We start from the raw sequence: 25,630 nt of genomic DNA, 5'->3' as shown, positions 1-25,630 counted from the left end.
TCAGGCCTGACGGCCTTCACACCTCAACCACCGTGAACGGCGGTCGGCGACTAGCCGACCGCGCCTTCCATCTGCAGCTCGATCAGCCGGTTGAGCTCGAGGGCGTACTCCATCGGGAGCTCCTTGGCGATCGGCTCGATGAAGCCGCGGACGATCATCGCCATCGCCTCGTCCTGCTCCATGCCGCGTGACATGAGGTAGAAGAGCTGGTCGTCGGAGACCTTGGAGACGGAGGCCTCGTGGCCCATGGACACGTCGTCCTCGCGGATGTCGACGTACGGGTAGGTGTCGCTGCGGCTGATCTGGTCGACCAGCAGCGCGTCGCACAGCACGTTGGACTTGGAGCCGTGCGCGCCCTCGTTGATCTGGATCAGGCCGCGGTACGACGTACGCCCGCCGCCACGCGCCACCGACTTCGACAGGATCGAGGACGAGGTGTGGGGAGCGGCGTGCACCATCTTGGCGCCGGCGTCCTGGTGCTGACCCTCGCCCGCGAACGCGATGGAGAGCGTCTCGCCCTTGGCGTGCTCGCCCATCAGGTAGACGGCGGGGTACTTCATCGTCACCTTGGAGCCGATGTTGCCGTCGACCCACTCCATGGTCGCGCCGGCCTCGCAGGTCGCGCGCTTGGTGACGAGGTTGTAGACGTTGTTGGACCAGTTCTGGATGGTCGTGTAGCGGCAGCGGCCGCCCTTCTTCACGATGATCTCGACGACCGCCGAGTGCAGCGAGTCGGACGAGTAGATCGGCGCGGTGCAACCCTCGACGTAGTGCACGTAGGCGCCCTCGTCGACGATGATCAGGGTCCGCTCGAACTGGCCCATGTTCTCGGTGTTGATCCGGAAGTACGCCTGCAGCGGGATGTCCACGTGGACGCCCGGCGGGACGTAGATGAACGAGCCACCCGACCACACCGATGTGTTCAGCGCGGCGAACTTGTTGTCGCCGACCGGGATCACGGTGCCGAAGTACTCCTGGAACAGCTCCGGCTGCTCCTTGAGCGCGGTGTCGGTGTCGAGGAAGAGAACGCCCTGCTCCTCGAGGTCCTCACGGATGGAGTGGTACACGACCTCGGACTCGTACTGCGCCGCGACACCTGACACGAGGCGCTGCTTCTCTGCCTCCGGGATGCCGAGCTTGTCGTACGTGTTCTTGATGTCCTCGGGGAGGTCGTCCCACGTCGCCGCCTGCTTCTCGCTGGAGCGCACGAAGTACTTGATGTTGTCGAAGTCGATCCCCGACAGGTCGGAGCCCCAGTTGGGCATGGGCTTGCGGCCGAAGAGCTTGAGGCCCTTGAGGCGCAGGTCGAGCATCCACTGCGGCTCGTTCTTCTTCGCGGAGATGTCGCGGACGACCTCTTCGCTCAGGCCGCGCTTGGCCGTCGCACCGGCCACGTCTGAGTCGGCCCAACCGAAGTCGTAGCGCCCGATGCCTTCGAGCTCGGGATTGCGCTCGTCGATGGTGGTCATCAGCTGACCGTCTCCTTCGTCTTGTTGGGTGTGCTCTTCACGTTGCTGCTCGGAATGCAGGTGGTGCAGACCCCGTCGCCGTGGGCGATCGTGGCCAGCCGCTGGACGTGGCTGCCGAGGACCAGGCTGATCGCCTCGGTCTCGGCCTCGCACAGCTGCGGGAACTCATGGGCTACGTGGGCAACCGGGCAGTGCTGCTGGCACAGCTGCTCCCCCACGGGGCTGTCGCGAACGGTCGCGGCGTACCCCTCGGCGGTGAACACCCGAGCCAGGATCTCCGCGGAGCCCAGCTCGGGGTGCTCTGCTCGGATCCCCTCGAACCTCTCCCGGATGAACGCCACTCGGCGGGTCGCGAATTCCCGGACGGCCTCGTCGCCCCCGGTCTCGGCCAGGAACCGCAGCGCCTGGGCGGCGAGGTCGTCGTACTGCTGGTCGAAGGCGTCGCGCCCCGACTCGGTCAGCGCGAAGACCTTCGCCGGCCGGCCGCGTCCGCGCGAGGCCTGATGACGGGGTTCACGCGCCTCGACCTCGCCGTCCTCGATCAGCTGGTCGAGGTGGCGGCGTACGGCGGCCGGGGTGAGGTCGAGCCGCTCGGCGAGTGCCGCCGCGGTCGAAGGTCCGTTGACGAGGATCGACCGCGCGACGCGCTGACGCGTCGTCTGGTCGTGCCCGTGAACGGGCTGCTCGTCGAATTCCACAACACCAGTGTGCCTTTATTGTTTTGATCGCTTCAAGGAAGGCGACCCTTACCTGGCCCGACCTCAGGCGGAGGGCGTGAGCCGGGCCACTCCGATGCTCTCCCTACACTGACGGGCGTGCCCGACGCCTCCCCTGCCGTCTCTGTCGACGGACTGGTGATGAGGTACGGCGACAAGGTAGCCGTGGATGGTCTCTCCCTGACCGTCGAGCGCGGCACGATCACCGCCGTGCTCGGTCCCAACGGCGCCGGGAAGACGACCACGCTGGAGACCTGTGAGGGCTACCGACGCCCACAGCAGGGCACGGTCCGGGTGCTCGCGCTCGATCCGGTCCGCCAGCGTCGTGACCTGCTCCCCCGCATCGGCGTGATGCTCCAGGGCGGTGGCGCCTGGAGCGGGGTGCGCGCGATGGAGATGCTCGACCACATCGCCCGACTGCACGCCCACCCCCTCGACACCGGCATGCTCGCCGAGCGGCTCGGCCTCGACGACTGTGGGCGGACGCCGTACCGACGGCTCTCGGGTGGCCAGCAGCAGCGCCTCGGTCTCGCGATGGCGATCGTCGGCCGGCCCGAGATCGTGTTCGTGGACGAGCCGACAGCCGGGATGGACCCGCAGGCGCGTCGTACGACGTGGGAGCTCCTCGAGGAGCTGCGCTCCGACGGCGTCACGGTCGTGCTCACCACGCACTACATGGACGAGGCCGAGCGGCTCGCGGATCAGATCCACATCATCGACCGAGGGCGGCTCATCGCCTCGGGCACGCCGGAGCAGCTGACCCGAGGCACCTCGGCAACGGTCCGCCTCGTCGTCGACCAGGAGCTGCCGGATGTGGCTGAGGCCGCGTTGCGCGCGTCGGTGGACAGGTGGAGCGCCGAGCACGGAGTCGGCGTGCGCTCGATCAGCTTCGGCTCTCGCACCCTCGAGGACGTCTTCCTCGAGCTCACGGGGCGGGGGCTGACGCCATGAGCACCTTCACGCCCCAGCCCGGCGCGGCTCCGCTGCACCGGCAGGTCGTCGCGCAGGCGCGCATGGAGGCGAAGCTGATGCTCCGCAACGGCGAGCAGCTGCTGCTCGCCGTGGTGATCCCGGTGATCGTGCTGGTCGGCGGGGTGACCGCCGGCGAGCACCTCTCGCTGGACCTCGAGTCGTCGACCCCGCTGGTCGACATCTTCACGCCCGGCGTGATCGCGCTGGCGGTGATGTCGACGTCGTTCACGTCACTCGCGATCGCGACCGGGTTCGAGCGGCGGTACGGCGTGATCAAGCGGCTCGGCAGCTCGCCCCTGCCGCGATCCGGCCTGCTGGCCGGCAAGGTCCTCGCGCTGCTGATGGTGCAGCTGCTCCAGACCATCGTCATCGGCGGGGTCGGCCAGCTGCTCGGCTGGACCCCCGAGCCCGGCGTGCTCGGGGTCGCTCTCGCCGTCCTGCTCGGCACCGCCGCGTTCGCCAGCCTGGGTCTCTTCGTCGCGGGCGTCCTGCGCGCGGAGGCGACCCTGGCGGCCGCGAACCTGATCTACCTGCTGCTCATGGCCGGCGGCGGCGTCGTGCTGCCGCTCAGCGCGTACGGCGCCTTCGGGGACATCGTCCGGTGGCTGCCCTCCGGCGCCCTCGGCGAGTCGATGCGCATCGCCTTCATCGACGGCGGCGTGGCCTGGCGCGACCTCGGCGTACTCATCATCTGGGCCGTGCTCGGCACGGTCCTCACAGCGAGGACCTTCAAGTGGGAGTGATCGACCGCCTCGGTCATCGCGTGCGGCACCTCGACGACTGGCTGCGCGGCTGGGCGTGGGCGTCCATCGTGGTCAACATCGGGATCGTCGTCACCGGCGGCGTCGTCCGGCTCACGGGCTCCGGCCTGGGCTGCCCGACCTGGCCGCGGTGCACGGACGAGTCCTTCACCCCTCACGGCGCCTACGACCTCCACTCGGCGATCGAGTTCGGCAACCGGATGCTCACCTACGTGCTGGTCGCGGTCGCGATCGGCACGTTCGTCGCGGCCTGGCAGTCGGGCCGTCGCGATCTGCGCCGGCTCGCGCTGGTCATCGCGCTCGGCATCCCGGCCCAGGCCGTCATCGGCGGCATCACGGTGCTGACCGACCTGAACCCGTGGATCGTGTCCTTCCACCTGCTCTGCTCGATGGCGATCATCGGCGTCGCGGTGCTCTTCCGGTGGCGGCCCGACCGGCCGGCCCCCGCCGTACCGCCCCGGGGTGCGGTGCTCGCCCTCGCGTGGTCGACGTTCGCTGCCGCCTGGGCGGTCCTGTACGTCGGCACCATCGTCACGGGCTCCGGGCCGCACGCCGGCGACAAGGACGCGAAGCGCAACGGCCTCGACCCGCTCCAGTGGAGCCAGGTGCACGCCGACCTGGTGTTCCTGCTGGTCGGCCTGACCGTCGGCCTGCTCTTCGCGGTCATCGCGACCAAGCGGTCGGCCGCCGTACGACGGGCGGTCGTGGTGCTGCTGGTCGTCGAGCTGGCCCAGGGCCTGATCGGCTTCGTGCAGTACTTCACCGACCTGCCGGTGGTGCTCGTCGGCTTCCACATGCTCGGCGCCGCGATCATCTCCGCCACCGTGACGCACGCGCTCCTCCAGGTCCGCGAGGGCGACCCGCGCCACTAGGTCGAGAGCCTGGTGACGGCGGCCGTCCCGTACCCCCGTGGTGGGGAAGGCCGCCGTCCACTGTCTGACGCGGTGGCGCGTCGATCGGTTGCCTGTGGGCTCCGTCACGTGCGACGAACGGTCGAAATCGTGCGTCGAGCGGCCGAGAACAGGCGAACCAGCGTTGTCTTTCGACTCACCGGGTCTCGACACGCGGGTCGTGACTTCGCAAGCTCAGGCACGCCGCTTGCTCGACCACCGTCAGCGAGTCCGCTGACGCGTCCTCGCTAGCGCGAGATCAGCGGATCGATCGCGACGGCGACGAAGAGCAGCGAGAGGTAGAGGTTCGAGGTGTGGAAGAGCTGCATCGGCTGGATCACCGCGAGGTTCTCGGTGCCCTTGGTGCGGTCCCACATCCGATGCGCCTGGACCAGGAAGACCCCACCGAGGACAGCGGCGGCGACCGGGTAGAAGAGGCTGGTGTCGGCGACCGGCCACAGCAGCAGCGAGGTCGCGACCATCACCCAGCTGTAGATCACGATCTGGCGGCCGACCTCGGCGGCGGGCTTGACCACCGGGAGCATCGGCACGTCGACGTTGGCGTAGTCCTCGCGGTAGCGCAGCGCCAGCGCCCAGGTGTGCGGCGGCGTCCAGAAGAAGACGACCATGAAGAGCACGACCGGGGTCCACGACAGCGAGCCGGTGACGGCGGTCCAGCCGATCAGCGTCGGGAAGCAGCCGGCGATCCCGCCCCAGACGATGTTCTGGGTCGTACGCCGCTTCAGCAGCATCGTGTAGCCGAAGACGTAGAACGCGATCGCGGTCACCGACAGCAGCGCGGAGAGCGGGTTGACCCCGAGGTAGAGGATCACCGTCGACAGGATCCCGAGCACGAACCCGAAGACCAGCGCCGCCCGCGGAGAGACGATGTGTCGCGGCAGCGCCCGCCTGCGGGTCCGCCGCATCTGCTCGTCGATGTCGCGGTCGTAGACGCAGTTGAAGACCGAGGCGGACCCGGCGGAGAAGGTCCCGCCGAGGACGGTCCAGACGACCAGCCCGAGGTCCGGGACGCCTCGTGCGGCGTAGAACATCACCGGCACGGTCGTCAGCAGGAGGAGCTCGATCACCCGCGGCTTGGTCAGACCGACGTACGCCGCCACGACGTCCCTGAAGGTTGCCCGTTCGTCCGCTGGCTGCTGGGCAGCAGAGGCCGACTGGCCGACGTACGTCACGGGGAACCTCGGGCGGGTTTGCGGGGACCGTTCATGGTCACTGGACGGGTGCGAGTCTATCGCCAGGGGTGAGTAGGCTCGGCATTGGCCGAACCCCCCGAAAGGAACCACGTGAGCAAGTCCCCTGCCCTGGACTGGACCGACCTCGACAAGAAGGCGGTGGACACCGCCCGGGTGTTGGCCATGGACGCGGTGCAGAAGGTCGGCAACGGCCACCCTGGCACCGCCATGAGCCTCGCCCCCGCTGCCTACCTCCTCTTCCAGAAGGTGATGCGGCACGACCCGGCCGACCCACGCTGGATCGCTCGTGACCGCTTCGTACTCTCCTGCGGCCACTCGAGCATCACGCTCTACACGCAGCTCTACCTCGGCGGCTTCGGCCTCGAGCTCGAGGACCTCAAGGCCCTGCGCACCTGGGGCTCCAAGACCCCGGGCCACCCCGAACTCCACCACACCGCCGGCGTCGAGGTGACCACCGGCCCGCTCGGCCAGGGTGTCGCCAACGCGGTCGGCATGGCGATGTCGGCGCGCCGCGTGCACGGCCTCCTCGACCCCGAGGCAGCGCCCGGCGAGAGCCTCTTCGACCACCACGTCTACGCCCTGTGCTCCGACGGCGACCTGCAGGAAGGCGTCAGCGGCGAGGCCAGCTCGATCGCCGGCACGCAGAAGCTGGGCAACCTGACGGTCATCTACGACCGCAACCGGATCTCGATCGAGGGCAACACCGACATCGCGTTCACCGAGGACGTCGCGGCCCGCTACGTCGCGTACGGCTGGGACGTGCAGGTCGTCGACTGGACCAACGGCGGCAGCGAGTACGTCGAGGACGTGCCGGCGCTCCACAAGGCGATCACCGCTGCCGGGAAGGTGACCGACAAGCCGTCGCTCATCGTGCTCGACACGATCATCGCCTGGCCGGCGCCCAACGCCCAGGGCACTGAGAAGGCCCACGGCTCCGCGCTCGGCGCCGACGAGGTCGCAGCCACCAAGAAGGTGCTCGGCTGGGATCCGGAGAAGACGTTCGAGGTCCCCGACGAGGTCATCGCGCACACCCGGGCGCTGAGCCAGCGTGGCGCCGCGTGGGGTGCCGAGTGGGACGAGCGGTACGACGCCTGGGCGAAGGCCAATCCTGACAAGGCCACATTGCTGCACCGGCTCAAGGACCGCACGCTTCCCGAGGGGCTCGGCGACGCGCTGCCCACCTTCGAGGCGAGCACCAAGGGCGTCGCGACCCGGGTCGCCTCGAGCGACGTGATCAACGCGGTCGCGCCGCTGATGCCCGAGCTGTGGGGCGGTTCGGCCGACCTCGCCGGCTCCAACAACACGACGATCAAGTCGGCACCCTCGTTCCTGCCGGAAGGCGGCGGCGTCGAGGAGTGGACGGCCGACCCCTACCAGGGCCGGGTGCTCCACTTCGGCATCCGCGAGCACGGCATGGGCGCGATCATGAACGGCATCGCGGCCGACGGCCTGACCCGCGTCTTCGGTGGGACGTTCCTCACGTTCTCCGACTACATGCGCGGAGCGGTGCGGGTCGCGGCGCTGAGCCAGCTGCCGGTCACCTACGTCTGGACGCATGACTCGATCGGACTGGGCGAGGACGGCCCGACCCACCAGCCGATCGAGCACCTGGCCGCCCTGCGCGCCATGCCGGGCCTGGACGTCGTACGACCGGCCGATGCCAACGAGACGGCAGCCTGCTGGCACACGATCCTCACCCACAACGACCGACCGGCCGCGCTCGCGCTGACCCGGCAGAACGTGCCGGTCTTCCCGCGCGGCGAGGACGGGTTCGCCGAGACCAGCGAGGTGCACCGCGGCGGCTACGTCCTCCTGGACGCCGAGGGCGGCGCGCCCGACGTGGTGCTCATCGCCACTGGCTCGGAGGTGCAGCTGGCGGTCGAGGCACGCAGCCAACTCGCTGAGAAGGGCATCCAGGCCCGAGTGGTGTCGATGCCGTGCATGGAGTGGTTCGAGGACCAGGACCAGTCCTACCGTGACAGCGTGATCCCACCGATCGTCAAGGCCCGCGTCTCGGTCGAGGCCGGCGTGAAGCAGGGCTGGCGCGAGTACGTCGGCGACCGCGGCCGGATCGTCTCGATCGACCACTACGGCGCCTCGGCAGACTTCGCCCGGATCTATCAGGAGTTCGGCGTGACGGCAGAGGCCGTCGTCTCCGCGGCGCACGACTCGATCCTGGCGGCCTCCGTCTGAACGCACGTCGACCCGGGTACCCCACAGTCTTCCAAGGGAGGAACGCACCATGAGTGATCGTTTGAAGAAGCTTGCAGACGCGGGGGTGTCCATCTGGCTGGACGACCTGTCACGCGAGCGCATCGAGACCGGCAACCTCGCCGACCTGATCAAGGACAAGGCCGTCGTCGGGGTGACCACCAACCCCACGATCTTCGCCGCGGCGATCGCCAACGGCGAGCGGTACGACGAGCAGGTCGCCCAGCTCGTCGAGAAGGGTGAGTCCGTCGACCGGGTGATCTTCGAGGTCACCACCGGGGACGTGCGCAACGCGTGCGACATCTTCGCCCCGCTCGCAGGTGAGGAGTCAGCCGACGGCCGGGTCTCCATCGAGGTCGAGCCGGACCTGGCCAACGACACCGAGGGCACCATCGCCTCGGCGCGCGCGCTGTGGTCCGCGGTCGACCGGTCCAACGTGCTGATCAAGATCCCTGCCACCAAGGAGGGTCTGCCGGCGATCACCGCGGCGATCGCCGAGGGGATCAGCGTCAATGTCACGCTGATCTTCAGCATCGAGCGCTACCGCGCGGTGATGGACGCGTACGTAACCGGCCTCGAGGCGGCGCGCGACAACGGCCTCGACCTCAGGCGGATCCAGTCTGTCGCCTCGTTCTTCGTATCCCGGGTCGACACCGAGATCGACGCCCGCCTCGACAAGATCGGGACCGACGAAGCGCTGGCCCTGCGCGGCAAGGCCGCCGTGGCGAACGCCCGCCTGGCCTACGCGGCGTACGAGGAGGTCGTAGCCAGCGACCGCTGGGCCGTGCTCGAGAAGGACGGCGCCAACCCGCAGCGGCCGCTGTGGGCGTCGACGGGCGTCAAGAACCCGGACTACTCGGACACCATGTACGTGACCGACCTCGTCGTCGCGCACACCGTGAACACGATGCCCGAGAAGACCATGGACGCCTTCGCCGACCACGGTGAGATCAACGGCGACCAGGTGACCGGCCGGGCCGCCGGAGCGCAGCACGTCTTCGACCAGCTGGCGGCTGTCGGCATCGACTTCGACGACGTGTTCCTGGTGCTCGAGACCGAGGGCGTCGACAAGTTCAAGAAGTCGTGGGACGAGCTGGTCGAGACGGTGAAGGGCCAGATGGCGGCGGCCGCCAAGTGACCGACGCGCCGGTCGACTCGACCTCGACGGCGGCGTGGGGGCAGCTCACCGCGCTTGCCGCGGACTTCGAGCCCGACCTGCGCCGGTGGTTCGCCCAGGACCCCGGCCGGGTCGACCGGCTCACCTTCGACGCGGGCGACCTCCACGTCGACCTCTCGAAGTCGCTGCTCGACGACTCCGTCCTGGCCGCGCTGCTCGCTCTGGCCGAGGAGGTCGGGGTCGCCGGGCGCCGGGACGCGATGTTCGCCGGGGAGCACATCAACGTCACCGAGGACCGGGCGGTGCTGCACACCGCGCTGCGGCTGCCGGCTGACGCGCCGCCACGTGAACGGCCGAACGTGGACGGGCAGGACGTCGTGGCGGACGTGCACGACGTGCTGCGCCGGGTCTACGACTTCGCCGACCAGGTCCGCAGCGGCGCGTGGACCGGGGTCACCGGTGAGCGGATCCGCACGGTCGTCAACATCGGCATCGGCGGCTCCGACCTGGGGCCGGTGATGGCCTACGAGGCGCTGGCGGCGTACCGCCAGGAGGGCCTCGAGTGCCGGTTCATCAGCAACATCGACCCGACCGACGCCGCGACGACGCTGGCCGGGCTCGACCCGGCGACGACGCTGTTCATCGTGTCCAGCAAGACGTTCGGGACGCTCGAGACGCTCACCAACGCCCGGCTGTGCAAGGCCTGGCTGCTCGACGGCCTCGCCGCGAGCGATGCCAGCCTCGATCAGCGGAGCGCGGTCGCAAAGCACTTCGTGGCGGTCTCCACCGCGCTCGACAAGGTGGCCGATTTCGGGATCGACCCCGCCAACGCGTTCGGCTTCTGGGACTGGGTCGGCGGGCGCTACTCCGTCGACTCGGCGATCGGCACGTCGCTGGTCATCGCGATCGGGCCGGAGCGGTTCGCCGAGCTCCTGGGTGGCTTCCACACGATCGACGAGCACTTCCGGACGGCGCCGCCGGCCGAGAACGTGCCGTTGCTGATGGGGCTGCTCAACGTCTGGTACACCAACTTCCTGGGTGCCGAGAGCCACGCCGTACTCCCGTACGCCCAGCTGCTGCACCGCTTCCCGGCGTACCTCCAACAGCTCACCATGGAGTCCAACGGCAAGGGCGTCCGCTGGGACGGCAGCCCGGTGACGACGGAGACCGGGGAGATCTACTGGGGCGAGCCCGGCACCAACGGGCAGCACGCGTTCTACCAGCTGATCCACCAGGGGACCCGGCTGATCCCTGCCGACTTCATCGCGTTCGTCAATCCGGCGTACCCGCTGCGCGACGGGGACACCGACGTCCACCAGCTGTTCCTGGCCAACTTCCTTGCCCAGACCCGGGCGTTGGCGTTCGGCAAGACTGCCGACGAAGTCCGGGCCGAGGGTACGGCGGAGGCCGTGGTGCCAGCCCGGGTCTTCACGGGCAACCGGCCGACGACGTCGATCATGGCGCCGGAGCTGTCGCCGTCCGTCCTCGGCCAGCTGATCGCGCTCTACGAGCACCTCACCTTCACCCAGGGCGTGGTCTGGGGCATCGACTCCTTCGATCAGTGGGGCGTCGAGCTCGGCAAGCAGCTCGCCCAGCAGGTCCAGGCCGCGGTCGCGGGCGACACCGCAGCAGCCGGAGCGCAGGATGCATCCACCCAAGCCCTGCTCGCCTACTACTGGAGGCACCGCACCCGATGATCACCCCAATGACGTACGTCAATCCGCTGCGCGACCCGCAAGACCGACGGCTTCCGCGGATTGCAGGGCCCTGCGGCCTGGTGCTCTTCGGCGTCACCGGCGACCTGTCGCGCAAGAAGATCATGCCGGCCATCTACGACCTCGCGAACCGCGGACTGCTGCCGCCCGGGTTCAGTCTCGTCGGCTTCGCGCGTCGCGACTGGGCCGACCAGGACTTCGCCCAGGTCGTGCACGACTCGGTGAAGGCGTACGCGCGCACGGAGTTCCGCGAGGAGGTCTGGCAGCAGCTCGCCGAGGGCTTCCGGTTCGTCCCAGGCGACTTCGACGACGACGTCGCGTTCGACCAGCTCCGCCGGACGATCGAAGAGCTCGACCTCGCCCGCGGCACGGACGGCAACCACGCGTTCTACCTCGCGATCCCGCCGGGCTTCTTCGGCAACGTCGTCGGGCAGCTCAAGGAGCACGGGCTCGCCGACGGCGGCGGCCCCGACTCGTGGCGCCGGGTCGTCGTCGAGAAGCCGTTCGGGCACGACCTCGCGTCCGCGCAGGAGCTCAACAACGTGCTGGCCGGCGTGTTCAGCTCCGGCTCGATCTTCCGCATCGACCACTACCTCGGCAAGGAGACGGTGCAGAACATCCTGGCGATGCGCTTCGCCAACACCATGTTCGAGCCGATCTGGAACTCCAACTACGTCGACCACGTGCAGATCACCATGGCCGAGGACGGCGGCATCGGCGGCCGCGCCGGCTACTACGACGGCATCGGCGCCGCGCGCGACGTCATCCAGAACCACCTGCTCCAGCTGATGTCGCTGGTCGCGATGGAGGAGCCGACGTCGTTCGACGCCGAGAGCCTGCGGATCGAGAAGCAGAAGGTGCTCTCGAGCGTCGTACTCCCCCGGCGCCTCGACCTCACGACCGCCCGGGCGCAGTACGCCGAGGGCTGGGCCGGCGGGCAGAAGGTCGCCGGCTTCCTGGACGAGGACGGCATCAAGAAGTCCTCCACGACCGAGACATACGCGGCCGTGACGCTCAACATCGACACGCGTCGATGGGCCGGTGTGCCCTTCTACCTGCGCACCGGCAAGCGGCTGGGGCGGCGCGTCACCGAGGTCGCGATCGTGTTCAAGAAGGCACCGCACCAGCTCTTCAGCGCGTCGTCGACCGAGGACCTCACCGAGAACGCTCTCGTGATCCGGATCCAGCCCGACGAGGGTGTGACCCTGAGGTTCGGGTCGAAGGTGCCCGGCACCGCGATGGAGATCCGCGACGTCAACATGGACTTCGCGTACGGCGGCTCCTTCACCGAGTCCTCGCCCGAGGCCTACGAGCGGCTGATCCTCGACGTACTGCTCGGAGACCCGCCGCTCTTCCCCCGGCACGAAGAGGTCGAGCTGTCCTGGAAGATCCTGGACCCGATCCTCGAGCACTGGGCCAAGCAGGACGCCGCAGGCAACGGCAAGCCGGACACCTACGGCTCCGGGACCTGGGGACCGAAGTCCGCCGACGCGATGCTGGCCCGAGACGGCCGAGTCTGGAGACGTCCGTAGCCATGTCTAGGAACTCAGCCACCGACAGTCGACCCGGTCGTAGCCGCTTCGATGACGAGACTCCCGAGAGAAGGCGCTGATGATCGAGTTGACGAGCACCAACGCAGCGGCGATCGCCACCGAGTTCGTCCGAGCCCGCAAGAAGGCGGGCAGCCCGGCCATGGGCATGGTGATGACGATGGTCGTCGTGGTCGACGAGGACATCGCCAGTGACGTGATGGCCGTCGCCCGGCACGCGTCGCACGAGCACCCCGCTCGGGTGCTCGGCGTGATCCTCGGGGACGCCCGCGGGGCCGCCCAGGTCAACGCCCAGGTCGGCGCGGGCGCCGGCTGGTCGGGAGAGACCGCACTGATCCGCCTCCAGGGCGAGGTCGTGAAGCACCCTGAGTCGGTCGTGCTGCCCCTGCTGCTGCCGGACTCCCCCGTCGCGATCTACTGGCCGACGGATCCACCGGAGGACACCGCCCACGATCCTCTCGGTGCGCTCGCCCAGCGGCGCATCACGGACGCCGCCGGCGCCAAGCGCGGCAAGGGCAAGGCGATCCACACGCAGTGTGCGTCGTACACCAAGGGCAACACCGACCTGGCCTGGACCCGGATCACGCCGTGGCGCGCCCTGCTCGCCGCCGCGCTCGACCAGCACCACCTCAAGGTCACCGGCGCGTCGGTCACCGCAGAGCGGATCAGCCCCAGCGCCGACCTGCTCGGCGCTTGGCTCGGCGACCGCCTGAAGGTCTCCGTCACCCGCAAGAACTCTTCTGGTCCGGGCATCACCGAGGTCGTGCTCGAGACCAAGGAGGGGCCGATCACCATCTCACGCGCGGACGGCAAGCTCGCGACGTACAGGTCCCCGGGGCACCCGGACCGACCCGTCGCGCTCAAGCGCCGGGACCTGCCCGAGCTGCTCGCCGAGGAGCTGCGCCGCCTCGACGAGGACGACGTCTACGCCGAGACCGCCAAGCGACTGCTGAAGATGGGACGCCAGGCATGACCGAACCCCGCATCGAGGTCCACGAGGACGCCGCGAACCTCTCCACCGCCGTCGCCGGAGAGCTGCTCAGCCGGCTCGCCGATGCGCAGGCCTCCGGGGCCGTCCCGCAGATCGCCCTGACCGGCGGGACCATCGCCGAGGGCATCCACCGCGAGATCGCCCGGCTGAGCTCGGACTCCGGCGTCGACTGGTCGCAGGTCGTCGTCTGGTGGGGAGATGAACGCTTCGTCGCACCCGACTCCCCCGACCGCAACAGTGCGCAGGCCCAGGCGGCCTTCCTCGACGCCGTCGGTGCCGACCCCGCCAAGGTGCACGCGATGCCGTCGACCACCGACGCGGCCGATGTCGACGCCGGCGCGACGGCGTATGCCTCGACGTTGCGGGAGCACGGTGCCGGCGAGTTCGACATCGTGATGCTCGGTATCGGCCCCGACGGCCACATCGCCTCGCTCTTCCCCGGCTTCCCGCAGCTCGACAGCGACGCCATCGCCGTGGGCGTCACCGGCTCACCGAAGCCTCCGCCCGAACGGATCAGCCTGACCTTCGCTGCGCTCAACCGCTCCCGCTCGGTGTGGTTCCTCGTCAGTGGTTCCGGCAAGGCTCCCGCGGTCGCCGCCGCCCTCGGCGGTGCCGACCTGCACGAGATCCCCGCCGCGGGCGTCACCGGCCGCGAGGAGACGATCTGGTTCCTCGACCGCGAGGCCGCGTCGGCGTTGTAGACATGCGGTGTGGTCACCAACCGCAGATTTCCGGAGCGGTCTGTGACTACCCGACGCGGCTACAAGGCCGACGTCCGCCGCACGGGGTGAGTCGTCTGCGCACACGACTCCTCTGGTTTCCAGACGCCGGTCGCGAGGTCGTTCCTCACCCGCGCGGCTCCTCAACCTTTGCTTCTGGGTCCTGGCCCTCGCAAGCTCGGACCACGGGCGCTAGAAGATGATGTCGCCGGACTTGCGGCGGGTGCGCAGCAGGCTGAGGGCCTCGTCGAGGATGTCCTCGGCCTCCTTGTCGGAGCGACGCTCCTTCACGTAGGCGAGGTGCGTCTTGTAGGGCTCGATCTTGGGTGCCGGCGGCGGGTTGTCCGAGTCCAGGCTGGCCGGCAGGCCGCACTTCGGGCAGTCCCACGAGTCCGGGACCTGTGCCTCCGTCGAGAACGGCACGACCGAGCGGTGCTCGCGAGCGCAGAAGTACGTCACGGCCTGCCGCGGTGCAGCGTCGCCCCGCTCCGCTTCGCCCATCGGGCCAGCACCGACCCGACTTCCGCGAATCGCGTTTCCTCCACCAGCCACCAGCGTGATCCCTTTCGAGTCTTACGAGTCTCCGAGACGTCAGAACGATGAGAGTTAGGCGTAGGCCTTGATGAGTCCGAGGGCTACCACGCAGGCGAACCAGATGACGCCGATCCCGATCGTCAGGCGATCGAGGTTGCGCTCCGCCACGGAGGAGCCGCCGAGAGAGCTCGAGACGCCGCCGCCGAACATGTCGGACATGCCGCCGCCGCGACCCTTGTGAAGAAGCACCAGGATGATCATGAGAGCACTGGTGAGCATGAGCACGATGGTGAAGGTCAGTTCCACGACGCAGAGCCTACGTCAGGTCCGCGGTCATCACAGGACCGGCATGTCATAAAAGCGGCAGATCCCGCCGAACTCGTCGGCCTGAAGGCTCGCGCCGCCGACCAGACAGCCGTCGACGTCGGCCTGGACCATGATCCCGCCGACGTTGGCGGCCTTCACCGAACCCCCGTACAGGACGCGTACGGCGTCGGCCGCGCCGTCCCCGTGGACTTCCCGGATCCGCGCCCGAATGGCGGCACAGACCTCCTGAGCGTCCTCAGGCGTCGCGACCTCGCCGGTCCCGATCGCCCAGACCGGCTCGTACGCCACGACCAGGCCGGCCACCTGCTCGGCGGTGAAGCCGTCGAGCGAGCCGTCCACCTGCGTCAGGCAGTGCGAGACGTGCTCGCCGGCCTGCCGGACCCCCAGGCCCTCACCCACGCAGACGATCGGCACCATGCCGGCGGCCAGGGCCTTGTGGGCCTTCGCATTGACGACCGCGTCGGACTCGGCGTGGTACTCCCGGCGCTCGCTGTGACCGACCACGACGTACGAGCAGCCGAGCTTGGCCAGCATTCCCGCCGAGATCTCGCCGGTGTAAGCACCGGAGTCGTGCGTCGAGACGTCCTGCGCGCCGTACCGGATCTGCAGCCGATCGCCGTCGACCAGCGTCTGCACGGACCTCAGGTCGGTGAACGGCGGTACCACGACGACCTCGGCCTTGCCGTAGTCGTGCTTCTTGTCCGCCAGCGTCACCGCGAGCTTCTGCACCAGGACGAGAGCCTCCTGGTGGTTGAGGTTCATCTTCCAGTTCCCCGCCATCAGCGGGGTGCGGCTTGCCTTGACCATCAGTCCTCCAGGACCTGGATGCCGGGGAGCGTCTTGCCCTCGAGGTACTCGAGGCTGGCACCTCCACCGGTGGAGATGTGTCCGAACGCAGCCTCGTCGAAGCCGAGGGCGCGCACCGCGGCCGCTGAGTCGCCACCACCGACCACGGAGAGGCCGTCGATCTTGGTCAGCGCCTCGGCGACGGCCCGGGTGCCGGCCGCGAACGCGTCGACCTCGAAGACGCCCATCGGGCCGTTCCAGAAGACGGTGTGTGCGTCGGCCAGGGCCGCGGCGAACGCCGCCGCAGAGTCCGGCCCGATGTCCAGACCCAGGGCGTCGGCCGGGATCTCACCGGCGGGTACGACGCGCGGCTCTGGCGTGCGGTCCCCGTTGGGGAACGCGGTGTCGACCACGATGTCGGTCGGCAGCAGGATCTCGACCCCGGTCTGCTGCGCCCGCTCCAGGTAGGCGCGGCAGACGTCGAGCTGATCGTCCTCGAGCAGGCTCTTGCCGACCTCGTGGCCTTGCGCCTTGAGGAAGGTGAAGACCATGCCGCCACCGATCAGCAGGCGGTCGGCCTTGCCGAGCAGGTTGTCGATGACACCGAGCTTGTCGGAGACCTTGGAGCCACCGAGCACCACGACGTACGGACGCGCGGGCTCCTCGGTCAGCCGGCGCAGGACGCCGATCTCCGTGGCGACCAGCTGGCCCATCGCGTGCGGCAGCCGCAGCGCCACGTCGTACACGGATGCCTGCTTGCGGTGCACGACGCCGAATCCGTCGGACACGAAAGCGTCGGCGAGCGCCGCGAGCTGGTCGGCGAACGCCGCCCGCTCCGACTCGTCCTTGCTGGTCTCGCCCGGGTTGAATCGGACGTTCTCCAGCACCGCGACCTGGCCGTCGGCGAGGCCGGCGACCGTGGCCTGCGCGCTCTCGCCGACCGTGTCGGTCGCGAACGCGACGTCCTGGCCGAGCAGCTCGCCGAGTCGAGCAGCGACCGGGCGCAGGGAGTAGCGGTCCTCGGGCGCCCCCTTCGGTCGACCGAGGTGGGCGGTCACGACGACCCGGGCGCCGGCCGCAGCCAGCTCCCGGATCGTCGGGACGCTCGCGCGGATCCGGCCGTCGTCGGTGATCGTGCTCCCGTCGAGGGGGACGTTCAGGTCGGAGCGGACCAGGACCCGCTTGCCGGCCACGTCGCCGAGGGTGCTGTAGTCGCTCACGATCAGAGCGAGGCGCCGACGTGGTTGACCAGGTCGACCAAGCGGTTGGAGTAGCCCCACTCGTTGTCGTACCAGCCGACGACCTTGACCTGGTTGCCGATGACCTTGGTCAGCGGCGCGTCGAAGATGCAGGACGCCGGGTCGGTGGTGATGTCGGCCGAGACAATCGGGTCCTCGTTGTACTTGAGGATGCGGCCGTCCGCGGCCGCCTTGACGATCGCGTTGACCTCTTCGACGGTGGTCTCGCGCCCGGCCTCGAAGGTGAGGTCGGTGACGGAGCCGGTCGGGACCGGGACCCGCAGCGCGTAGCCGTCGAGCTTGCCCTTGAGCTCGGGCAGCACGAGGGCGATCGCCTTGGCGGCACCGGTCGAGGTCGGCACGATGTTGAGCGCGGCGGCGCGCGCACGGCGCAGGTCGCTGTGCGGGCCGTCGAGCAGGTTCTGGTCACCGGTGTAGGCGTGGATGGTCGTCATCAGCCCCTTGACGATGCCGAGCTCGTCGTTGAGGACCTTGGCCATCGGCGCGAGGCAGTTGGTCGTGCACGAGGCGTTGGAGATCACCGTGTGCTTGGCGGCGTCGTAGTCACCCTCGTTGACGCCCATCACGATGGTGACGTCCTCGTTCTTGGCGGGCGCGGAGATGATGACCTTCTTGGCGCCACCGTCGATGTGGGCCTTGGCCTTCGTGGCGTCGGTGAAGAAGCCGGTCGACTCGATGACGATGTCGACGCCGGTCCAGTCGAGGGCGCCCGGGTCGCGCTCGGCGTAGACCTTGAAGGTCTGGCCGGCTGCGGTGATGTCGGAGTCCGTGTGCGACACGTCCCCGTCGAGGCGACCGAGGGTGGAGTCGTACTTCAGCAACGTCGCCAGAGTCTTGTTGTCCGTCAGGTCATTGACGGCGACGATCTCGATGTCGGCGCCGGAGGCGACGACGGCGCGGAAGAAGTTGCGGCCGATCCGGCCGAACCCGTTGATACCTACTCGAACAGTCACTGCGGTGGCTCCTGCTTGTCAGTCGGCTGGTGCAAGGGGACGGCTCGACCCTATCCCCCGCTGGCGGTCGTTCGACGACCGTGTCCGACCTACGTGCGGGTAACCCTCGACACACAAGGAGTTCGAGACCTCAGCCATCCTCAGCGAGCATCTCCGGCGTCAGCGAGGCCTCGGTGTCCGGGATGCCCAGCTCCTCGGCGCGCTTGTCGGCCATCGCCAGCAGGCGGCGGATCCGGCCGGCGATCGCGTCCTTGGTCAGCACCGGGTCGTGCAGTTGGCCGAGCTCTTCGAGGGAGGCCTGCTTGTGCTCGAGCCGGAGCTGACCGGCGAGCTTGAGGTGGTCGGGAACGTCGTCGCCGAGGATCTCCATCGCCCGGTCGACGCGGGCACCGGCCGCAACAGCGGCACGCGCAGAGCGGCGGAGGTTGGCGTCGTCGAAGTTCGCGAGGCGGTTGGCCGTCGCACGCACCTCGCGGCGCATCCGGCGCTCCTCCCAGGCCATCAGTGACTCGTGGGCGCCGAGCCGGGTCAGCAGCTGGCCGATCGCATCACCGTCGCGGATCACGACCCGGTCGACACCGCGCACCTCACGGGCCTTGGCGTGGATGCCGAGCCGCCGGGCGACACCGACCAGGGCCAGCGCGGCCTCCGGTCCGGGGCAGGTGACCTCGAGGGCAGACGAACGGCCGGGCTCGGTCAGCGAGCCATGGGCGAGGAACGCACCACGCCAGGCGGCGACGGCGTCACAGCCACCGCCGGAGACGACAGCAGGCGGCAGTCCGCGCACCGGTCGACCTCGCTGGTCCAGCAACCCGGTCTGGCGCGCGAGCGCCTCGCCGTCGCGGACGACGCGGACGATGTAGCGGCTGCCCTTGCGGATGCCGTTGCCCTGCACCATCACGACGTCGGACTGGTGGCCGTAGACCTCGGCGATGTTGGTGCGCAGGCGACGCGCGGCGGCGCCGGTGTCGAACTCCGCCTCCACCACGATGCGCCCGCTCACGATGTGCAGACCACCGGCGAATCGCAGCATCGACGCGACCTCGGCCTTGCGACAACACGTCTTCGTCACCGGGGTGCTCGACAGCTCTGCTTTCACCTGTGCCGTCATCGCCATGGCCCGATCCTGCCACGCGCGTCAACGACCGTGGTCACGACCCTGGTGTGACGATAAGCGTCAGGCCCCGGTCATGATCCGGGTGTACGCCGCCGCGAGCCGCGCCGGATCGTGGTGCGGGCTGCCGTCGTGGAGCGCGACGTCCGCGAGATGCAGGACGGCGCCGTACGACGCGACCGCTGCCTCGAGATCGGCAGCGCCCTCGCCGACGCTGTCACTGTCGGCGAGGACGCTGTGGATGCGCAGGTCGGGCGCGTGCTCGACCAGCGCCGCGAGGTGGTCGGCCGGCCCGAAGCCGGAGGTCTCACCGGCCTCGTCGACCAGGTTGAGCACCACCACGAGCCTGGCGTCGGTCTGCACGAGCGCGTCCCGGAGCTGCGGCACCATGAGGTGCGGCATCACCGACGTGAACCACGATCCAGGGCCGAGCACCACCCAGTCGGCCTCGTCAACCGCGGCGAGCGCCTCCGGGCACGGCGCCGGATCGGGCGGGTCCAGCGCGATCGAGACGATCTCGCCGGAGGTGGTCGCGACCTCGACCTGGCCGCGCACCGTCGCCAGGGCGGCCGGGTCGGTCACCTCGAGCCCGCGGACCTGCGCGGTGATGTCGAGCGGGGTCAGCGCCATCGGCAGCACGCGGCCCGTCGTGCCGAGCAACCGCCCCACCCAGTCGAGAGCCGACACCGGGTCGCCCAGCTGCTCCCACAGCCCGACGATCAGGAGGTTGCCGATGACGTGGCCGTTCATCTCGCCCTGGCCGGCAAACCGGTGCTGGAGCACTCGGGCCCAGGTGTCGCCCCACTGGTGCTCGCCACACAGCGCGGCCAGGGCCATCCGCAGGTCGCCGGGAGGCAGCACGCCGAACTCACCGCGCAGGCGACCGGAGGAGCCACCGTTGTCGGCCACCGTGACCACGGCCGTCAGGTCGTCGATGACGAGGTCGGCGACGAGGAGGCGGAGTGCCTGCAGGGAGGCCGACAGCCCGTGGCCGCCGCCGAAGGCGACGACGGACTGGGCGCGCTCGTGTGATGCCATCATCGGCCGGTCACTCGCGGCCGAGGTCGCGGTGCGTCGGACGTGCCTCGAACCCGGTCGCGCTGAGCCGGCGCGCGATCTCCTCCGTCATCGCGACACTGCGGTGCTTGCCGCCGGTGCAGCCGATCGCCACGGTCATGAAGCGCTTGCCCTCGCGGCGGTAGCCCTCCGCGACACCCTCGAGCACCGGCACGTAGCCGTCCAGGAACTCGGCCGCGCCCGGCTGGGACATCACGTAGTCGGAAACCTCGGGGTCCTTGCCCGTGCCGCTCCGCAGCTCCGGGATCCAGAACGGGTTGGGCAGGAAGCGCATGTCGGCGACGAAGTCCGCGTCCACCGGGATGCCGTACTTGAACCCGAAGCTCGTGACGGTCACCTTGAGCCGCCGGGTGTCGGGCGTCCCGAACGCCTCGGCGATCCGATCGGTGAGCTGGTGCACGTTGAGCGCCGTCGTGTCGATCACGAGGTCGGCGTCGCTGCGCAGCTCGGCCAGCACGGTGCGCTCGCGCTGCAGGCCGTCGAGCAGGCGACCCGTGCCCTGCAACGGGTGCGGCCGGCGGGCAGCCTCCTGGCGGCGTACGAGCACATCGTCGGTGGCCTCGAGGAAGACCAGCGTCGCCTGCCGGCCGGTGGCGCCCTGGGCGAGGTTGGCCTGCAGGGTCTCGAAGAAGGAGCCGGAGCGTACGTCGACGACGACCGCCACGGGCTGCTTGATGCCCCGGCTCTCATCGACGAGACGGACCACGTCGCGCAGCAGGCTCGGCGGCATGTTGTCGACGACGTAGTAGCCGAGGTCCTCGAGCTCCTTGGCCGCGGTGCTCCGACCGGCACCGGTCATGCCGGTGACCACGACGAGCTCGCCGTGCTCCTGGGCGTCGGCTGACATGGCGCTAGTCCTCCTCGATCTCGCCGGTGGCGGTGTTGACGCTGACGATGCGAGTCCCAGTGTGACCGGTCCCGGCCGCACCCTGCTCGGCAACGGCGTCCTTGATCGCCGTGGCGGTCCGCTCCCCGATGCCCGGGACCATGGCGATCTCCTCGATCGACGCGGCGCGCAGCTTCTTCAGCGAGCCGAAGTGCTTGAGCAACGTCTTGCGGCGTACCTCTCCCAGGCCGGGTACGCCGTCGAGGAGGCTCTCCACCATCGACTTCGACCGGCGGGACCGGTGGTGGGTGATCGCGAAGCGGTGCGCCTCGTCACGGATCCGCTGCAGCAGATAGAGCCCCTCGCTGGACCGAGCCAGGATGACCGGGTCCTCCTGACCCGGCAGCCACACCTCCTCGAGGCGCTTCGCGAGGCCGCACACGGGGATGTCGACGATGCCCAGCTCCTCGAGAGCCCGCTGGGCGGCGGCGACCTGCGGCGGCCCACCGTCGACGACGACGAGCCCGGGAGCGTAGGCGAACTTGCGCGGGCGGCCGGTCTCGGGGTCGACCAGCATCGGTCCGTTGTCTCCCGAAACCTCCGTGCTGGTGGCCTGCTCGTCGAGCAGCCGACGGAACCGACGGGTGATGACCTCGTCCATGGACGCGACGTCGTTCTGGCCGTCGACTCCGCGGATGACGAAGCGGCGGTACTCGCCCTTGCGGGGCAGACCGTCCTCGAAGACCACCATCGAGGCGACCACCTCGGTGCCCTGGAGGTTGGAGACGTCGTAGCACTCGATGCGCAGCGGCACCTCGTCCAGCCCGAGCGCCTCCTGGATCTCCTCCAGCGCGCGGTTGCGGGTGGTCAGGTCGCTCGCGCGCCTGGTCTTGTGCAGCATCAGGGACTGCGCCGCGTTCTGCGCGACGGTCTCCTGCAGCGTCCGCTTGTCGCCACGCTGCGGCACCCGGATCGCGACCTTGGACCCGCGCAGGTCACTGAGGAGCGTCTCGTACGTCGACACGTCCGGCGGCAGCGCCGGCACCAGGATCTCGCGCGGGATCTCGTCGGCCGTCGCCCCCGCGTACAGCTGGAGCAGGAAGTCGTCGATCAGCTTGTCGGTGCCGCCCTCGTCGACGCGGTCGGCGACCCAGCCGCGCTGACCGCGGATCCGGCCGCCGCGCACGTAGAAGATCTGCACCGCCACCTCGAGCGGGTCCTCGGCGAGCGCGATGACGTCGGCGTCGGTGCCGTCGCCGAGCACCACGGCCTGCTTCTCGAGCGCCTTGTTGAGGGCGCCGAGGTCATCGCGCAGGCGAGCGGCCTTCTCGAAGTCGAGCGCGTCCGAGGCGGCGTACATCTCCTTCTCGACGCGGCGCACGAACGCCGTGGTCTGGCCGGCCATGAAGTCACAGAAGTCGTCGACGATCTCGCGGTGCTGCTCGGCGGTGACGTTGCCCACGCACGGGGCGGCGCACTTGTCGATGTAGCCGAGCAGGCAGGGCCGGCCGATCTGGCTGGAGCGCTTGAAGACACCGTTGCTGCACGACCGCATCGGGAAGACCCGGAGCAGCAGGTCGACGGTCTCGCGGATCGCCCAGGCGTGTCCGTACGGCCCGAAGTAGCGGGTGCCCTTGCGCTTGGCGCCGCGGCCGACCATCACCCGCGGGAACTCCTCGCCGACGGTCACCGCGAGCCACGGGTAGGACTTGTCGTCGCGGTACTTCACGTTGAACCGCGGATCGAACTCCTTGATCCAGGAGTACTCCAGCTGAAGCGCCTCGACCTCGGTCTTCACGGTCGTCCACTCGACGCTCGCGGCGGTGGTGACCATGGTGGCGGTGCGCGGGTGCAGGTTGCCGACGTCCTGGAAGTACGAGGAGAGTCGGGGGCGCAGGCTCTTCGCCTTGCCGACGTAGATGACCCGGCCCTTCGGGTCACGGAACCGGTAGACCCCCGGCAGCGTCGGGATCGAGCCGGGCTCGGGACGGTAGGACAGCGGGCCTCGAGACGAGCGCGGGGGCGGAGCAGGAGGCACGCCACAACCCTACGGGCCCATGCCGACAGTCACTGCCCGACGGTCACATGCCCGACACCGGCCGACGGGTCGGACCGAATCCAACAGATTTATGTCAAGTGCCTTAGTATCCTTTCATGCGATGTCGGGACCCCTACGGCTACGAGCTCACCTGCTCCCCCGAAGCTGCCTCCGCCTTCAACCGAGGCGTCGAGGGGCTGCTCCGACTGAGCAGCGGCGCCGAGCAGGGAGTGGCGACCGCGCTCGCCCTCGACCCGACGTTCGCACTGGGACACGCGACGCTGGCGCTCCTCGGTCACGAGATGTGTGTCGCCGTGGATGTCGACTCGCGGATGAGGGACGCACTGACGCTCGCCGCGCGCACCACCGAGCGGGAACGCAGCCATGTGCAGGCAGTCGCCTCTCACCTCACCGGCGACTCCCGACCACTCATCCGGCACCTCGAGACCTACCCGCGTGACGCCGTCCTGCTGTCGACCGCAGTCCCGACGATCGCGTTCGCCGGCGTGACCGAGGTGCCGTCACAGGCCTGGGAGATCGTGGAGCGGGCGATCCCGGCGTACGGCGACGACTGGTGGTTCACCGGCCTGCTCGCCTTCATCCGCCAGGAGCAGGGCCGCTTCGACGAGGCCATGGATCTCTCCTGCCGCTCCCTGGCCGAGGAGCCCGCGGCCGGGCACTCGGCGCACGCCCGCGCGCACGCGCACTACGAGACCGGCGACCACGGCGCCGGCCTCGCCTGGATGGACGAGTGGGTGCGCGGCGACGGCGCCGCCACCGACAGCCTCAGCCACTTCTCCTGGCACGCGGCGCTGCACGAGCTCTCGCTCGGCGACCTGGACGCCGTACGCCGGCGCTATGACTCGCAGCTCCGACCGGACGGCGCGCTCGGGTGCCGTGCCCTCGTCGACACGGGTTCGCTGCTCTTCCGCTGGGCGCTGACGCCCGACGCCCACGATGTGCCCGCCATGCGCGCCGTCGCCGACGCGACGCCGGACTCCACCCTGCGGCACCCGGCGACGCCGTTCCTGGCCATGCACGCCGCCGTGCTGCATCTCGCGCAGGACGACGCGGTCGCGCTCGGCGACCTCGAGGCGTGGGCCGCACGCCACGACCACCCCACCCACCGGGAGGTCGTCGCTCCGCTGGCGCGTGCACTGCGCAGCATGGCCACCGGCAGCTACAGCGCGGCCGCCGACCAGCTCTCCGCTCTCGATGCGCAGACGTGGCGCCTGGGCGGATCGGACGCCCAGCGCGAGGTCATCGAGGAGGCCCACATCTCCGCACTGCTGCGGTCCGGTCGCCTCGACGAGGCCCGGCAGCTGCTGGACGACCGGTTGGACCGGCGCGAGTCCCCGCGCGACCGGAGATGGCGTACGGCGGCTCAGCCGACCACGACCGGAGCTAGCTGAGGCTGATCGACTTCCCCTGCACCGAGATCGGCACCTCGCTCAGGGGCGACGACGCGGGCCCGTTCTCGACCGACCCGTCGGCGATCGAGAACCTACTGCCGTGGCAGGCGCAGTTGATGGAGCCGTCCTCGACGCTCGACACCACGCAGCCCTGGTGCGTGCAGACCGCGGTGAAGCACTTGAACTCCCCCGCCGTCGGCTGGGTGACCACGACCTGCTCGTCCGCGAAGATCTTGCCGCCGCCCTGCGGCACGGCGCCGGTGCTGGTGAGGGCGTCGGCCGCTGGCTCGGAGCCCGCGGCGCTGGCCGTCTCCGAGGGCGTGGCCGACGGCGTACCCGAGTCGCTTGCGCTCGGGCTCGCGGCCGGATCGGTCGCGGTGCCGCCGTCGTCACCGCACGCGGCGAGGAAGGGGAGCCCGACGCCCACGACGGCCGCTCCGGTCAGGGTGTGTCGCCGGGTCATGCTTGCGTCCGTCATGCGCTACTCCCGAGAAGGACCGCCGTCAGGCGGTGCTGATGGTGTCGCCGTCGACCTTGATGGTGACCTCGGCGAGCCCCGAGGTCGCGGGGCCGTTGACGACCGAGCCGTCCTGGTCCGAGAACTTGCTGCCGTGGCACAGGCAGTCGATCGTGCCGTCGGCGATCTGGGAGACCAGGCAGGACTGATGGGTGCAGACCGCCGAGAACGCCTTGAAGTCACCGTCGGTCGGTTGGGTCACGACGATCCTCTGGTCGCCGAACACCTTGCCGCCACCGACCGGGACCTCCGACGTCGACCCGAGCTCCTCGCCCGCGGCCGGCGGCTCCGTAGCGGTGTCGCCGGAGCCGTCGCCGCCGCACGCGGCGAGCAGCGGGACCCCCACGCCCACGGCGGCAACTCCGGTCAACGTCTTGCGGCGGGTGATCCCGTCGATGCTCACGGTGGTCCTCTCAGCTGGTGTCGTTGAAGTTTCACCCTAGCCAGGGAAACCTCGGATCG

24 protein-coding genes are annotated in these 25,630 nt (G+C 69.7%); 10 read left to right on the top strand and 14 right to left on the bottom strand.

Annotated features, from left to right (window positions below; all coding sequences use genetic code 11):
- Window positions 1–50: 50 nt before the first annotated feature.
- Window positions 51–1,469: a Fe-S cluster assembly protein SufB gene (gene sufB / locus ABEA33_RS16015; RefSeq protein ID WP_345527825.1), complete on the bottom strand. Its 1,419-nt coding sequence runs from the start codon at window positions 1,467–1,469 to the stop codon at window positions 51–53.
- Window positions 1,469–2,167 carry a helix-turn-helix transcriptional regulator gene (locus ABEA33_RS16010; protein ID WP_345527824.1) on the bottom strand — a complete coding sequence of 233 codons (699 nt, stop codon included), beginning with the start codon at window positions 2,165–2,167 and terminating at the stop codon, window positions 1,469–1,471. The genes sufB and ABEA33_RS16010 overlap by 1 nt, the downstream gene beginning before the upstream one ends.
- Window positions 2,168–2,284: 117 nt before the next feature.
- Between ABEA33_RS16010 and ABEA33_RS16005 the strand changes: the two genes are divergently transcribed.
- The 3 genes from ABEA33_RS16005 to ABEA33_RS15995 are packed head-to-tail and all read left to right on the top strand — an operon-like array spanning window position 2,285 to window position 4,790.
- Complete coding sequence (locus tag ABEA33_RS16005) at window positions 2,285–3,136, top strand: ABC transporter ATP-binding protein (RefSeq protein ID WP_425577435.1); 852 nt, start codon at window positions 2,285–2,287, stop codon at window positions 3,134–3,136.
- Window positions 3,133–3,900 carry an ABC transporter permease gene (locus ABEA33_RS16000; RefSeq protein ID WP_345527823.1) on the top strand — a complete coding sequence of 256 codons (768 nt, stop codon included), beginning with the start codon at window positions 3,133–3,135 and terminating at the stop codon, window positions 3,898–3,900. The genes ABEA33_RS16005 and ABEA33_RS16000 overlap by 4 nt, the downstream gene beginning before the upstream one ends.
- Window positions 3,891–4,790 (top strand): COX15/CtaA family protein, encoded by a 900-nt coding sequence (locus tag ABEA33_RS15995; protein WP_345527822.1) that lies wholly within the window; start codon window positions 3,891–3,893, stop codon window positions 4,788–4,790. The genes ABEA33_RS16000 and ABEA33_RS15995 overlap by 10 nt, the downstream gene beginning before the upstream one ends.
- Window positions 4,791–5,056: 266 nt before the next feature.
- Here ABEA33_RS15995 and ABEA33_RS15990 read toward each other — a convergent pair whose 3' ends face one another.
- On the bottom strand, window positions 5,057–6,001 hold the full coding sequence (locus ABEA33_RS15990) for a heme o synthase (protein WP_345527821.1): 945 nt from the start codon (window positions 5,999–6,001) through the stop codon (window positions 5,057–5,059).
- Window positions 6,002–6,112: 111 nt separating this feature from the next.
- Between ABEA33_RS15990 and tkt the strand changes: the two genes are divergently transcribed.
- The 6 genes from tkt to pgl all read left to right on the top strand — a co-directional run bounded on the left by tkt (window position 6,113) and on the right by pgl (window position 14,307).
- Window positions 6,113–8,215 carry a transketolase gene (gene tkt / locus ABEA33_RS15985; protein ID WP_345527820.1) on the top strand — a complete coding sequence of 701 codons (2,103 nt, stop codon included), beginning with the start codon at window positions 6,113–6,115 and terminating at the stop codon, window positions 8,213–8,215.
- Window positions 8,216–8,264: 49 nt separating this feature from the next.
- Complete coding sequence (gene tal, locus ABEA33_RS15980) at window positions 8,265–9,371, top strand: transaldolase (RefSeq protein WP_345527819.1); 1,107 nt, start codon at window positions 8,265–8,267, stop codon at window positions 9,369–9,371.
- Window positions 9,368–11,047, top strand: a complete 1,680-nt coding sequence (gene pgi / locus ABEA33_RS15975; RefSeq protein WP_345527818.1) for a glucose-6-phosphate isomerase — start codon at window positions 9,368–9,370, stop codon at window positions 11,045–11,047. Before tal ends, pgi begins: the two co-directional genes overlap by 4 nt.
- A gap of 8 nt (window positions 11,048–11,055) precedes the next feature.
- Complete coding sequence (gene zwf, locus ABEA33_RS15970; RefSeq protein ID WP_425577434.1) at window positions 11,056–12,597, top strand: glucose-6-phosphate dehydrogenase; 1,542 nt, start codon at window positions 11,056–11,058, stop codon at window positions 12,595–12,597.
- 79 nt (window positions 12,598–12,676) lie between these two features.
- Window positions 12,677–13,588, top strand: coding sequence for a glucose-6-phosphate dehydrogenase assembly protein OpcA (locus ABEA33_RS15965; RefSeq protein WP_345527815.1), 912 nt, complete (start codon window positions 12,677–12,679; stop codon window positions 13,586–13,588).
- Window positions 13,585–14,307: a 6-phosphogluconolactonase gene (gene pgl / locus ABEA33_RS15960; RefSeq protein ID WP_345527814.1), complete on the top strand. Its 723-nt coding sequence runs from the start codon at window positions 13,585–13,587 to the stop codon at window positions 14,305–14,307. Before ABEA33_RS15965 ends, pgl begins: the two co-directional genes overlap by 4 nt.
- A 210-nt stretch (window positions 14,308–14,517) precedes the next feature.
- On the opposite strand, the gene ABEA33_RS15955 is transcribed toward pgl, so the two are convergent.
- The 9 genes from ABEA33_RS15955 to uvrC all read right to left on the bottom strand — a co-directional run bounded on the left by ABEA33_RS15955 (window position 14,518) and on the right by uvrC (window position 23,239).
- Window positions 14,518–14,877, bottom strand: coding sequence for an RNA polymerase-binding protein RbpA (locus ABEA33_RS15955; protein ID WP_345527813.1), 360 nt, complete (start codon window positions 14,875–14,877; stop codon window positions 14,518–14,520).
- 54 nt (window positions 14,878–14,931) lie between these two features.
- A complete protein-coding gene (secG, locus tag ABEA33_RS15950) occupies window positions 14,932–15,165 on the bottom strand; it encodes a preprotein translocase subunit SecG (RefSeq protein WP_345527812.1) in 234 nt (77 codons plus the stop codon).
- A 30-nt stretch (window positions 15,166–15,195) separates the two neighbouring features.
- Window positions 15,196–15,993 carry a triose-phosphate isomerase gene (tpiA, locus tag ABEA33_RS15945; protein WP_345527811.1) on the bottom strand — a complete coding sequence of 266 codons (798 nt, stop codon included), beginning with the start codon at window positions 15,991–15,993 and terminating at the stop codon, window positions 15,196–15,198.
- Complete coding sequence (locus ABEA33_RS15940) at window positions 15,993–17,192, bottom strand: phosphoglycerate kinase (protein ID WP_345527810.1); 1,200 nt, start codon at window positions 17,190–17,192, stop codon at window positions 15,993–15,995. The genes tpiA and ABEA33_RS15940 overlap by 1 nt, the downstream gene beginning before the upstream one ends.
- A 2-nt stretch (window positions 17,193–17,194) precedes the next feature.
- Window positions 17,195–18,184, bottom strand: a complete 990-nt coding sequence (gene gap, locus ABEA33_RS15935; RefSeq protein WP_345527809.1) for a type I glyceraldehyde-3-phosphate dehydrogenase — start codon at window positions 18,182–18,184, stop codon at window positions 17,195–17,197.
- A gap of 130 nt (window positions 18,185–18,314) precedes the next feature.
- Entirely contained in the window at window positions 18,315–19,301 is a 987-nt protein-coding gene (gene whiA / locus ABEA33_RS15930) for a DNA-binding protein WhiA (RefSeq protein WP_345527808.1), read from the bottom strand.
- A 60-nt stretch (window positions 19,302–19,361) separates the two neighbouring features.
- On the bottom strand, window positions 19,362–20,339 hold the full coding sequence (locus tag ABEA33_RS15925; protein ID WP_345527807.1) for a gluconeogenesis factor YvcK family protein: 978 nt from the start codon (window positions 20,337–20,339) through the stop codon (window positions 19,362–19,364).
- Window positions 20,340–20,346: 7 nt separating this feature from the next.
- Entirely contained in the window at window positions 20,347–21,222 is an 876-nt protein-coding gene (gene rapZ, locus ABEA33_RS15920) for an RNase adapter RapZ (protein ID WP_345527806.1), read from the bottom strand.
- Between the two features lie 4 nt (window positions 21,223–21,226).
- Window positions 21,227–23,239, bottom strand: coding sequence for an excinuclease ABC subunit UvrC (uvrC, locus tag ABEA33_RS15915; protein WP_345527805.1), 2,013 nt, complete (start codon window positions 23,237–23,239; stop codon window positions 21,227–21,229).
- A 116-nt stretch (window positions 23,240–23,355) separates the two neighbouring features.
- On the opposite strand from uvrC, the gene ABEA33_RS15910 reads away from it, so the two are divergent.
- A complete protein-coding gene (locus tag ABEA33_RS15910) occupies window positions 23,356–24,651 on the top strand; it encodes a tetratricopeptide repeat protein (RefSeq protein ID WP_345527804.1) in 1,296 nt (431 codons plus the stop codon).
- Here the strand turns inward: ABEA33_RS15910 and ABEA33_RS15905 are convergent.
- Both ABEA33_RS15905 and ABEA33_RS15900 read right to left on the bottom strand, forming a co-directional pair.
- On the bottom strand, window positions 24,644–25,129 hold the full coding sequence (locus tag ABEA33_RS15905; RefSeq protein ID WP_345527803.1) for a Rieske (2Fe-2S) protein: 486 nt from the start codon (window positions 25,127–25,129) through the stop codon (window positions 24,644–24,646). The genes ABEA33_RS15910 and ABEA33_RS15905 overlap by 8 nt on opposite strands.
- A gap of 25 nt (window positions 25,130–25,154) precedes the next feature.
- On the bottom strand, window positions 25,155–25,571 hold the full coding sequence (locus ABEA33_RS15900; RefSeq protein ID WP_345527801.1) for a Rieske (2Fe-2S) protein: 417 nt from the start codon (window positions 25,569–25,571) through the stop codon (window positions 25,155–25,157).
- Window positions 25,572–25,630 lie beyond the last annotated feature (59 nt).

The sequence above is a fragment of the Nocardioides endophyticus genome, from assembly GCF_039543845.1.
GTDB lineage: Bacteria > Actinomycetota > Actinomycetes > Propionibacteriales > Nocardioidaceae > Nocardioides > Nocardioides endophyticus.
The sequence above is the reverse complement of the archived record's forward strand: the minus strand, read 5'-3'. Positions and strand labels throughout refer to the sequence as shown.

What these genes read in the sequence shown, in the direction of transcription:
- pgl (WP_345527814.1), top strand. Translation starts at nt 13,585, where the DNA reads ATGACCGAACCCCGCATCGAGGTCCACGAGGACGCCGCGAACCTCTCC.
- ABEA33_RS15910 (WP_345527804.1), top strand. Translation starts at nt 23,356, where the DNA reads ATGCGATGTCGGGACCCCTACGGCTACGAGCTCACCTGCTCCCCCGAA.
- ABEA33_RS15965 (WP_345527815.1), top strand. Translation starts at nt 12,677, where the DNA reads ATGATCGAGTTGACGAGCACCAACGCAGCGGCGATCGCCACCGAGTTC.
- rapZ (WP_345527806.1), bottom strand. Translation starts at nt 21,222, where the DNA reads ATGTCAGCCGACGCCCAGGAGCACGGCGAGCTCGTCGTGGTCACCGGC.
- sufB (WP_345527825.1), bottom strand. Translation starts at nt 1,469, where the DNA reads ATGACCACCATCGACGAGCGCAATCCCGAGCTCGAAGGCATCGGGCGC.
- tal (WP_345527819.1), top strand. Translation starts at nt 8,265, where the DNA reads ATGAGTGATCGTTTGAAGAAGCTTGCAGACGCGGGGGTGTCCATCTGG.
- ABEA33_RS15905 (WP_345527803.1), bottom strand. Translation starts at nt 25,129, where the DNA reads ATGACGGACGCAAGCATGACCCGGCGACACACCCTGACCGGAGCGGCC.
- ABEA33_RS16000 (WP_345527823.1), top strand. Translation starts at nt 3,133, where the DNA reads ATGAGCACCTTCACGCCCCAGCCCGGCGCGGCTCCGCTGCACCGGCAG.
- ABEA33_RS15925 (WP_345527807.1), bottom strand. Translation starts at nt 20,339, where the DNA reads ATGATGGCATCACACGAGCGCGCCCAGTCCGTCGTCGCCTTCGGCGGC.
- zwf (WP_425577434.1), top strand. Translation starts at nt 11,056, where the DNA reads ATGACGTACGTCAATCCGCTGCGCGACCCGCAAGACCGACGGCTTCCG.
- whiA (WP_345527808.1), bottom strand. Translation starts at nt 19,301, where the DNA reads ATGGCGATGACGGCACAGGTGAAAGCAGAGCTGTCGAGCACCCCGGTG.
- tpiA (WP_345527811.1), bottom strand. Translation starts at nt 15,993, where the DNA reads ATGGTCAAGGCAAGCCGCACCCCGCTGATGGCGGGGAACTGGAAGATG.